Origin of the sequence: Methylobacterium sp. 13MFTsu3.1M2, assembly GCF_900112625.1 — a bacterium.
Taxonomy (GTDB): Bacteria; Pseudomonadota; Alphaproteobacteria; order Rhizobiales; family Beijerinckiaceae; genus Methylobacterium.
The window spans coordinates 16659-27480 of sequence record NZ_FOMM01000043.1 but is presented as its reverse complement, the minus strand read 5'-3'; the positions used below and the strand labels follow the sequence as shown (position 1 = coordinate 27480).

Annotated in this window: 8 protein-coding genes; 5 read left to right on the top strand and 3 right to left on the bottom strand. The window is 72.8% G+C overall.

Annotated elements, in window-relative coordinates:
* From BM314_RS28560 to BM314_RS28540, 5 genes are all read left to right on the top strand, one after another.
* Nucleotides 1-842 (top strand): methyl-accepting chemotaxis protein (locus tag BM314_RS28560; protein ID WP_244540077.1); only part of this gene is annotated, 842 nt, incomplete at its 5' end.
* 13 nt (nt 843-855) lie between these two features.
* Entirely contained in the window at nt 856-3135 is a 2280-nt protein-coding gene (locus tag BM314_RS28555; RefSeq protein WP_091981873.1) for a hybrid sensor histidine kinase/response regulator, read from the top strand.
* Nucleotides 3132-4199 (top strand): chemotaxis-specific protein-glutamate methyltransferase CheB, encoded by a 1068-nt coding sequence (gene cheB, locus BM314_RS28550; RefSeq protein ID WP_170868203.1) that lies wholly within the window; start codon nt 3132-3134, stop codon nt 4197-4199. The genes BM314_RS28555 and cheB overlap by 4 nt, the downstream gene beginning before the upstream one ends.
* On the top strand, nt 4196-5914 hold the full coding sequence (locus tag BM314_RS28545) for a response regulator (protein WP_056531218.1): 1719 nt from the start codon (nt 4196-4198) through the stop codon (nt 5912-5914). The genes cheB and BM314_RS28545 overlap by 4 nt, the downstream gene beginning before the upstream one ends.
* A complete protein-coding gene (locus tag BM314_RS28540) occupies nt 5911-7797 on the top strand; it encodes a response regulator (RefSeq protein WP_091981867.1) in 1887 nt (628 codons plus the stop codon). Before BM314_RS28545 ends, BM314_RS28540 begins: the two co-directional genes overlap by 4 nt.
* A gap of 411 nt (nt 7798-8208) precedes the next feature.
* Here the strand turns inward: BM314_RS28540 and rplQ are convergent, their stop codons facing one another.
* The 3 genes from rplQ to BM314_RS28525 all read right to left on the bottom strand — a co-directional run bounded on the left by rplQ (nt 8209) and on the right by BM314_RS28525 (nt 10812).
* Entirely contained in the window at nt 8209-8619 is a 411-nt protein-coding gene (rplQ, locus tag BM314_RS28535; RefSeq protein WP_020096288.1) for a 50S ribosomal protein L17, read from the bottom strand.
* 191 nt (nt 8620-8810) lie between these two features.
* On the bottom strand, nt 8811-9830 hold the full coding sequence (locus tag BM314_RS28530; RefSeq protein WP_010686165.1) for a DNA-directed RNA polymerase subunit alpha: 1020 nt from the start codon (nt 9828-9830) through the stop codon (nt 8811-8813).
* A 109-nt stretch (nt 9831-9939) separates the two neighbouring features.
* On the bottom strand, nt 9940-10812 hold the full coding sequence (locus tag BM314_RS28525) for an MBL fold metallo-hydrolase (protein WP_091981876.1): 873 nt from the start codon (nt 10810-10812) through the stop codon (nt 9940-9942).
* Nucleotides 10813-10822 lie beyond the last annotated feature (10 nt).

Sequence of the window (10822 nt, the reverse complement as noted above, 5' to 3'; positions counted from 1 at the left end):
TGGCGCGGACGAACCGGGCGGCGACGGCGGACCTGAACGCGGCCGCGGCCGAGATCCGCGCCTCGGCGCAGGAGCAGGCCGCCTCGGTCGAGCAGCAGTTCGCCGCCGTGCAGGAGACCGCCGCCACGGTCGACGAGATCACCCATTCGGGGGCGCAGATCTCCAAGCGCGCCACCGAGGTGATCGCCACCGCCCAGGCGACCGCGCAGACCTCGCGCCAGGGCCTGCGCGCGGTGTCCGACACCGCCAAGGCCATGGACGCGATCCGCGAGCAGGCGGAGGCGGTGGCCGGCAACATCGTCAGCCTGTCGGAGAAGACCCAGACGATCGGCGACATCATCGAGACGGTCAACGACATCTCGGAGCGCACGCACCTGCTGGCGCTGAACGCCGCCATCGAGGCGGCCGCGGCCGGCGAGAGCGGGCGCAGCTTCTCGGTGGTGGCCTCGGAGATGAAGCTCCTGGCCGACCAGGCCAAGGCGGCCACGGGGCAGGTGCGGGGGATCCTGGGCGAGATCCAGCGGGGCATCAACACGTCGGTGATGCTGACCGAGGAGGCGGTCAAGCGCGCGGCGGCGGGCAAGACGCGCTCGGACACGACGCAGCGCACGATCGAGGAGATCACCGCGCGGGTGGAGGAGAACGTGCAGACGTTCCAGCAGATCGTGGCCTCGACCAACCAGCAGCAGCTGGGCATCGAGCAGGTGATGGGGGCGCTGCAGAACATCCGCCAGGCCAGCCAGCAGACCGCGGCCGGCACGCGGCAGGTCGAGGCCGCCTCCGCCAACCTCACCGAGCTCGCCCAGGCCCTCATGGCCCTGGCCGAACGATACCGGCACTGAGGCGGGCGCCCCGTTGGCCGAGGATATCCGCAAGCTCCTGCTCGCCGCCTTCGACGTCGAGCACCGGGAGCACGTCGCGGCGATCCGCGGGGCGCTCGGCAGCGCCACGCCGGACTGGAACGACGTCTTTCGCCGCGCCCACAGCCTGAAGGGCGCCTCCCGCGCCGTCGATCTCCCGGCGGTCGAGGCGGTGGCCCACCGTCTCGAGACGCTGTTCGAGGGCGTGCGCACCGGCGCCACCGCCCTCGACCGCGAGGCGGCCAACGCCGTCCACCTCGCCCTCGACCGGATCGAGTCCTACGTCGCCGGCCTCACCGACGGGTCCGGTCCGGACATGCCGGCCGACGCCCTGGCGGCCCTCGGCCACGTCCTCCGGCTCCCGGGCGAGACGCCGCTGCCGGCACAACCCGCACCACCCGCCCCGCTGCCGGATCCGAGTCCGAGCCCGCCACCGGGGCCCCCCGCCGCGCCGGCACCCCCGCCGGCCGCGACCGCCGCGCCGACACAGGCGGGCCCCGCGCCGAAACCCGGCTCCGAGCCGCCGGAGGCCTCCGCGGCGATCCTGCGGGTGCCGGCGGAGGCCGTCGAGGCGCTGGCCCGGGCGAGCCACGATCTCGCCAGCACCCTGGCCGGCCAGGCGCCCGCGGCCGACGGCCTCGCGCGGCTCGCCCGCCTGGCCCGCGACCTGCGCGTCGGCGCCGAGGCCCTCGCGGCCGGGGCCGGCGCGGAGCGACCCGAATGGCGCGCCCTCGCGGCGCGCGCCGGCGCCTTCGCCCGGGAGGCCGCGGACCTGTCGCGGCGCCAGGCCTCCGCGACCAGCGCGGTCGAGGGCGCCGCGACCCGCGTCCGCGCCGCCGCCGAGCGCCTCGCCCTGGTCCCGGCCGAGAGTGTCCTGGCCCCCCTCGCGAGGTCGCTGCGCGAGACCGCCCGGGAGCAGGGCCGCGAGGTCGATCTCGACCTGCGGGGCCTCGACCTGCCGGTGGAGCGCGGCACGCTGCAGGCGCTGAAGGATCCGCTGCTCCACGCCCTGCGCAACGCCCTCAGCCACGGCTGGCAGGCGCCGGAGGTGCGGCGCGCGGCCGGCAAGCCGGAGGCCCTGGGCCTCGGGCTGGAGGTCGCGGTGCGCGGCGCCCGCCTGCAGGTCACCGTGTTCGACGACGGGCCCGGCCCCGACCTCGCCCGGATCGAGGCGGCGGCCCGCGAGCGCGGCCTCCTCGGCCCCGCTTCCGCGGCCGAACCCGACACCCTGCTGCGCCTCGTGTTCGAGCCCGGCTTCTCCACCGCCGAGGCGGTCGACACCCTGTCGGGGCGCGGCTACGGCCTCTCGGTGGCCGCGGACGCCGCCCGCCAGCTCATGGGCAGCGTCCGCCTGGAGCCGCGCGAACCGGCCGGCACCGCCCTGATCTTCAGCCTGCCGCTCTCAGCGGCCCGGCGCAGTCTGCTGCTGGTCGAGGCGGCCGGGCGCAGCTACGCCCTCCCCGGGGGCGCCGTGGAGCGCCTCCTGCGCCTGCGGCGCGACGACCTGCCGGTCGCCATGGGCCGGACGATCGTGCGCCTCGGTGACGGGGACGCCGCGACGAGCCACCCGGTGACGGACCTCGCCGCGATCCTCGGACAGGTCGCCGACCCGGCCGATCCCGGCACGCTGACCGCCGTCGTCCTGCGGACCGGCGGCGGCCGTCTCGCCCTGGCGGTCGACCGCCTGCACGACGTCCGCCCGTTCCTGGTCCTGCCCGCGCCGGATTTCGGCGCCGATCCGGGTCTGATCGCCGGCACGGCGGTGCTGCACGGGGACGTGCCGGTGCTGGTCCTCGACCCCGAGGGGCTCGCTTCGCGCGCCCAGGCCGGGACATCGGGCGGCGCGCTCGGAACGATGGCGCCGGCTCCACGTTCGACGACTCACGCCGCGGCGGCCGCGTCCGCGCGCGCGACCATCCTGGTCGTCGACGATTCGATCACCACCCGGACTCTGGAGAAGGGAATCTTGGAAGCCGCCGGCTACCGCGTGGTCGTCTGCGTCGACGGGCAGGACGCCCTCGACCGGCTGCGCGCCGAGATCGAGCCCGTGAACCTGGTGCTCGCCGACGTGGAGATGCCGCGCCTCGACGGGTTCGGCCTCCTGAAGGCCCTGCGGGCCGACGAGCGCTTCGCCCGGCTCCCGGCGATCCTGATGACCTCCCGCGGGGATGCCGCCGACGTCGCCCGGGGCCTGGATCTCGGCGCCGACGCCTACCTGACCAAGCAGAAGTTCGACCAGCGCCAGCTGCTGGATACGATCGGGCAGCTCCTATGACCCCCGTCCGTGTGATGCTCGTGGAGGACAGCCTCGTGGTGCGCGAGCTGCTGCGCCACATCGTCTCCCGCGATCCCCGCCTCGAGCTCGTGGCCGCGGTCGCCTCCGGCGAGGAGGCCCTCGACAAGCTCCGGACCGTGCGGCCGGACGTGATCTCGATGGACATCCGCCTGCCGGGGATCGACGGGCTGGAGACGACCCGCCGGATCATGGCCGAGCACCCGACGCCGATCGTCGTGGTGGCGGATTCGGTCGAGGATAACTCGCTGCGCATCTCGATGAACGCGCTCCGGGCCGGGGCCCTGTCGGTCGTCGAGAAGCCCGTGGCCACGACCCATGCCGGCTACGAGGGCGTGGCCGGCGAGATCTGCACGCAGCTGCGGATCATGGCCCAGGTTCCGGTCATCCGCCGCCGGCCGATCGGCACCGAGTGGGCCGGCCGCTCCGCCGTCGCGCCCCAGGCGCCGCCGGCCGACCTGTCCGGGCAGGCCCCGAGCCTCCTGGGCATCGCCGCCTCGACAGGCGGTCCCCCGGCGCTGGCGCGGGTGATCGGCGCCCTGCCCAAGGACTTCCCGCTGCCGGTCTTGGTCGTCCAGCACATGGGCGCGGCCTTCATGGACGGGTTCGCCAGCTGGCTCGACAGCGTCGTCGCCCTCCCGGTCTCCCTCGCCCAGGACGGCGAGCGCGCCGAACCCGGCCGGGTCTACGTGGCCCCGGGCGACCGCCACCTGGAGATCGGCTCCGGCCGGATCCTGCGGGTGATCGATTCCACGCCGGTCTCCGGCCAGCGCCCGGCCGCCACCGTGCTGTTCCGGTCCATGGCCCGGCAATCCGGACCCTCCGGCATCGGCGTGCTGCTGACCGGCATGGGCGAGGACGGGGCCCTGGGCCTCGCCGACATGCACCGGGCCGGCGCCCAGACCGTGGCCGAGCACGAGAGCACCGCCGTCGTCTACGGCATGCCGGCGGCGGCCGTGCGTCTCGGGGCCGCCCGCGCCGTCCTGCCCCTCGACCGCGTCGCCGACCACGTCCTGCGCCTCGTGGATGCGGGGGCGCGGCCGTGAGCGAGGCCGGCCCGGCGGAGGTGCCGGCCCGGATCCTGCTGGTCGAGGATTCGGAGACGCAGGCCCTGGAACTGCGCCTGCTGCTGGAGGCGCACGGCTTCGCGGTGGAGCGCTGCGCCTCCGCCGAGACCGCCCTCGATCACCTCAACCGCAGCCAGCCCGACCTCGTGGTGGCCGATTACCACCTGCCGGGCATGAACGGCGACGAGCTGATCCGGCAGATGCGCCTGTCGCTGCGCACCCGGGCCCTGCCGGTCCTGATGCTGACCGGCGGCAGCGGCGGCGAGCGCCAGGGTCTGGAGAGCGGCGCCGACGCCTACCTGCCGAAATCCGCCGACCGCGACCTGATGATCCTGCGCATCCGCGCCCTGCTGCGCGAGCGCCGGCCGACGACCGACGGCGAGGGACCGGGCGCCGCCGCGTTCCGGCGCGGGCGGGTCCTGGTGATCGACGGCAGCGCCACCTACCGGACGTTCCTGGCCGGCGTGATGGGCCAGGACGGCCACCACGTGGCGAGCGTCGACGGGCCGGAGGCGGCCCTGGCCGCCCTGGACGCGGCCGCCGGCGACGAGGCCTTCGACTGCGTGACGGTCGATCTCCTGGGGCACGCCTATGACGGCCTCGCCCTGTGCCGGGCGATCAGCCAGCGGCGCTCGGGACAGGCGGCCGGCGCGGGCTTCCACCTCGTCGGCATCGCCGGCAGCGATCCCGCCAAGGACTTCCTCGTCGAAGCCTACGCGGCCGGCGCCGACGACGTGGTCTCGAAGACCGACGCCGAGGTCCTGGCCCTGCGGGTCCGCGGCTTCGTGCGGCGGCGGCTCCTGGAGGAGGACGACCGGCGCATCGCCGGCCAGTTCGGCGAGCGCGAGCGGGCGGTGGAGCGCGCCCGCGCGGAGGCCGACGCGGCCGAGGCCCGAGCGGGCCTCGCCGACGCCCTGGAGCGGGCCAACCGCGACCTCGCCGACGCCAACCGCCAGCTCACCGAGGCGCAGTCCAAGCTCGTCCAGGCCGCCAAGATGGCCTCGCTCGGCGAGCTGGTGGCGGGGATCGCCCACGAGATCAACAATCCCCTGGCCTTCATCCTGGCCCACCAGGGCACCGTCGAGCGCCTGCTCGGCGAGTTGCCGGGCGCCGCTCCGGAGGCCGCCACCCGCGCCATCGACAAGGCCCGGCAGCGGGTCGGCTCGATGCGGATGGGGCTGACCCGCATCCAGGATCTGGTGCTGAACCTCCGGAAGTTCTCGCGCCTCGACGAAGGCGAGCGCGCCCTGGTCAACGTGCCGGAGGCGATCGAGACGGTGCTCGCGCTGATCCAGCACAAGCTCGGCGAGCGCATCGCCGTGGAGCGCAGCTTCACGGGCCGCGCCGAGATCCACTGCACCCCGGCGCTGCTCAACCAGGTGGTGATGAACATCCTGGGCAACGCCGCCGACGCCATGCCGGAGGGCGGCACGATCCGGATCACGACCCAGTCGAACCCCGAACTCGACGAGATTCGCATCAGCGATACCGGGCCCGGCATCCCGGATACGCTGCGTGAGAAGATCTTCGAGCCGTTCTTCACGACGAAACCGGTCGGATCCGGCACGGGCCTGGGTCTTGCGATTGCCTACAGCGTCGTTCAAGCGCATAGCGGCTCGCTCACCGTGGAGACGGCCCCGGGTGGGGGAGCCTGCTTCGTGATCGGGATCCCGCGGCAGGCGGCCAGTGCATGAGTGACGGTACGGCAGGTGTAGGGACGATCCTGGCCGTCGACGACGAGCCGGACATCCTGATCGCCCTGGAGGACCTGTTCGAGGATTCCTACCGGGTTCTGACGACCTCGCGCCCGGCCGAGGCGCTGGAGATCCTGCGCGCCGAACCCGACATCGCCGTCGTGCTCTCGGACCAGCGGATGCCGGGCCTCACTGGCGACGCGCTCCTCGCCGAGGCCCGTACTTTCCACGACGCGCAGGCGATCCTGCTGACCGGCTACGCCGACATCACCGCGGTGATTGCCGCCCTCAACCGCGGCGGCATCGTCGGCTACGTCACCAAGCCCTGGGACGCGGGCCTGCTCCGCTCCACAGTCCGGCAGGCCTTCGAGCGCCACCGCCTCGGCCGGGACCTCGCCACCGAGCGGGCTCTCCTGCGCGGCCTCCTCGACCACGCCCAGGACGCGATCAGCTTCAAGGACGCGGAGGGCCGCTTCGTCCGGCTGAACGGCCGCAAGGCCGCCCTGCTCGGCCACGACGTCGCCGCCAGCCTCGGGCGGCGCGAGGACGAACTTCTCGGCCCGAAGGCCGAGCATGTGACGGCGGCGGACGCGGCCGCGATCCGGTCCGGGGCGGTGGCCGAGAGCCTGATCAGCGACGGCCCGACCGGCGCCGAGCAGTGGAGCCACGTGACGCGGGTGCCGATCCGCGACGCGGGCGGGGCGATCAGCCACCTCGCGACGATCGAGCGCGACGTGACCGAGCAGCGGACCCTGGAGGCGCGCCTGCGCCAGTCCGACAAGATGCAGGCGCTGGGCACCCTCGCGGGCGGCATCGCGCACGATTTCAACAACCTGCTGACCGCGATCCTCGGCAGCCTCGAGCTCGCCGGCCCGAAGGTCGCCGACCAGCCGCGGGTCCAGCGCCTGATCGAGAACGCCCGCGGCGCCGCCGAGCGCGGGGCGTCCCTGACCAAGCGCCTCCTGAGCTTCAGCCGCGCCCACGACCTCCAGGCGCGCGCCGTCGACGTGAACACCCTGATCTCCGGGATGAGCGACCTGTTCGGACGCAGCCTCGGCGGCCTCGTGACGGTCCGGACCGACCTCGCGGACGGACTGCCGGCGGTTCAGGTCGATCCGGACCAGCTCGAACTCGCCGTGCTCAACCTCTGCATCAACGCCCGCGACGCCATGCCGGAGGGAGGCGCGATCACGGTCGCGACGCGCCGGCTCGCGATCAGCGGCGATCCCGAGATCGCCGACGGCACCTATCTCGGCATCAGCGTCACCGACGAAGGCACCGGCATCCCGGAGGAGATCCTGCGCCGGGTCTGCGAGCCGTTCTTCACCACCAAGGCCGTCGGCCAGGGCACCGGGCTCGGCCTCGCCATGGTGTTCGGCCTCGCGCAGCAATCCAAGGGCCGGCTGGCGATCGACAGCGTGGTCGGTCGGGGCACCCGCGTGGAGCTCGCCCTCCCCTTCGCCGATCAGGCGCCCGAGCAGGCGCCCGAGGCCGCCGGCACCGTCCCGGTCGCCGGCCGGCGGGCCCGCGTCCTGATCGTCGACGACGATTCGCAGGTGCGCCACGTGACGGCCTCGTTCCTCACCGGCTTCGGCCACAGCACCACGGAAGCCGGCGACGGCGAGGCCGCGCTCCGGCTCCTCGAGGCAGACCGCTACGACATCGTCGTCGCCGACCTCGCCATGCCCGGCATGAGCGGCATCGAGCTGGCCGCCGAGATCCGCGAGCGCGATCCGCGCCTGCCGGTCCTGATCCTTACCGGACATGCCGAGGCGATGCAGATCCCTGACGACCTGCCGGTGCTCACGAAGCCGTTCCGCTCCGCGGACCTCGCGGCCCGGGTCGCCACGCTGCTCGACGGCGGAGCCGGACCCGTCGGCTGACGGGGGCTTGCAACCAATCGATTGCCGGCTCATTCTCTCCTCGTGGGGCCCGCAGGCCCCGGGTTACGAAGAGGAGGTGGACCATGAGCAATCACGGCATCTTCCCGCGCCGCAGGCGTGACAACGATCTCGACCAGGACGGTCCACCGGACGAGTCCCGGCAGGGATAGGGGTTTTCGGAGCGCGGCGCGGTCGAGTTCCCGGCCTGTCTGAGGCGGGCCGCCAGGGCGAGCTCCCGCGACCATCCGAGACGTGGACCCTGCTTCAGACCCGTCGGCGCGAGCCGGCGGGTTTTTTGTTGTTCGCGCGTCGTCATGGCGATCGCGGCGAGGAGCCGAAACGCGAGAAGCCGCCCCGGAGGGTCCGGGACGGCTTCTCAAAGACTAGGAGCGACGGGGCGCTCCGTGCCGATCAGGCGGCTTCGGAGACCTGGCTCGGACCGGAATCCTTGCCGCGGGCCTCGACGTCGCGGTCGACGAACTCGATCACCGCGAGCGGGGCGTTGTCGCCCTGGCGGAAGCCCGCCTTCATGATCCGGCAGTAGCCGCCCGGACGGCCCTTGTAGCGCGGGCCGAGGACGGTGAAGAGCTTCTTGACCATGTCGGCGTCGCGGAGCTGCGCCATGGCGAGGCGGCGGGTGTGCACGCTGTCGATGCGGCCCAGCGTGATCAGCTTCTCGACGACCGGACGCAGGTCCTTCGCCTTCGGCAGGGTGGTGATGATCTGCTCGTGCTTGATCAGCGCGGCGGACATGTTGGCGAACATCGCCTTGCGATGCTCGGCGGTACGGTTGAAACGGCGGCCGCGGTAGGCGTGACGCATGGTGCTGGCTTCCTTCTCGTCTCGGCCGCCGTGCCACGGTACGGCCGGGTGCCCCGGGAACGGGGCGGTTGATGTCCGCGTAACCCCGCGGCGGGATTCGTTCGGGACTTGGCGTTGTCGCCGCGGGTCCCGGGCCTAACCGGGCGGCGCCGCGCGGCGCCGCCCGGTTCAGCTCGAGGCGGCTTCGCCTCTCAGTAGTGTTCCTCGAAGCGCTTGGCGAGATCCTCGATGTTCTCCGGCGGCCAGCCGGGGATGTCCATGCCGAGATGCAGGCCCATGCCGGCGAGCACTTCCTTGATCTCGTTGAGCGACTTGCGGCCGAAGTTCGGGGTCCGCAGCATCTCGCCCTCGGACTTCTGGATGAGGTCGCCGATGTAGACGATGTTGTCGTTCTTCAGGCAGTTCGCCGAGCGGACCGACAGCTCCAGCTCGTCGACCTTCTTGAGCAGCGCCGGGTTGAAGGGCAGCTGCGGCGCGAGCGGCGCGGCCTCTTCCTTGCGCGGATCCTCGAAGTTCACGAAGACCTGCAGCTGGTCCTGGATGATGCGCGCCGCGTAGGCGAGCGCGTCCTCCGGCGAGACCGCACCGTTGGTCTCGACCGTCATGGTCAGCTTGTCCTTGTCGAGATCCTGGCCCTCGCGGGTCGTCTCGACGCGGTAGCTGACCTTAGTGACCGGCGAGAACAGCGAGTCGACCGGGATCAGGCCGATCGGCGCGTCCTCGGGACGGTTGCGCTCGGCCGGGACGTAGCCCTTGCCGGTGGCGACCGTGAACTCCATGCGGATCTCGGCGCCGTCGTCGAGGGTGCAGATCACGAGGTCGGGGTTCAGGATCTGGATGTCGCCGACCGTGCCGATGTCACCGGCGGTGACGAGGCCCGGGCCGGTCTTGCGCAGGGTCATGCGCTTGGGCGCGTCGGTCTGCGAGCGGATCGCGATGGTCTTGATGTTGAGGACGATGTCGGTGACGTCCTCGCGCACGCCCGGGATCGACGAGAACTCGTGCAGCACGCCGTCGATCTGCACCGAGGTCACGGCGGCGCCCTGGAGCGACGACAGGAGCACGCGGCGCAGGGCGTTGCCCAGCGTCGTGCCGAAGCCGCGCTCGAGCGGCTCGGCGACGACCGTGGCGACCCGCTTCGGGTCGTCGCCGGTCGTGACCTGCAGCTTGTTCGGCTTGATCAGTTCCTGCCAATTCTTCTGAATGACCACGATCCTACCTCTCGTCCTTGCCCGGGATCCGCGACGCCCGTCCCCGCGCTTCGGCCACTCGGTGCCGCCCCCTGGCGCCCCGAACGGTCCCTGAAATCCGTATCCGCCGTTACTCGCCGCCGACCCACAGCACCGGCACGAAGCTGTAGCCAGCCCCATCCCGATCCACGTAGCCGAGCGCCGGGAACTCGAGATGGCCGCCGGCGATGAGCGTGCGCTCGCGGGCCACCTCGTCCAGGATCCGCTTGCGCGTCTCCCGCGCTTGGTCGCCGTCGACGTCGAAGCCGACGCCGGCCTCCGGGTTCTTGAACTGGATCGCCGGCAGGTGCACCACGTCGGTCCACATCATCAGCGCCTGTCCACCGGAGACGATGCGGAAACCGCAATGGCCCGGCGTGTGGCCGGGCAGATGGACCGCCGTGACCCCCGGAAGGACCTCGCCGCCGCGGTGCTCGCGCACCTTGCCGGCGTAGGGAGCCAGGGACTTGCGGGCGCCCTCGAAGTAGGGCTTCGCGGCCTCCGGCGCCTTGGCCAGGGCCTCGTCCGGAAGCCAGTGCGCCGCCTCGTCGGCGTGCAGCACGATCTCGGCGTTCGGGTAGCGCGCCGCACCGTCCTTCACGAGACCGCCGACATGGTCGGGGTGCAGGTGACTGACCAGCACCGTGCCGATCTCCTCCGGCGCGACGCCGGTAAGCGCGAGCGCTGCGCCGGCGCGACCCAGGGTCGGTGCCGGGGCGAGGTCGCCGTAGCCCGTGTCGATCAGGGTCGGCTTGAGGCCCGGACCCGTGATCAGGAAGGCGTTCAGCGTGATCTTGGGCTGCTCCGTGCGGAAACCCGCCACCTGGAGCCGCCCGGCCTCCCCCTTGGAGATGCCCGTGACGAGATCGAGGCTGGCCTGAAACCAGCCGTCATTGAGCGCGGTGACCGTGAGGTCCCCGAGGTTCCAACGCAGCACGCCCGGAAGCGGCTTCGATCCCGTCATGAACTTCTCC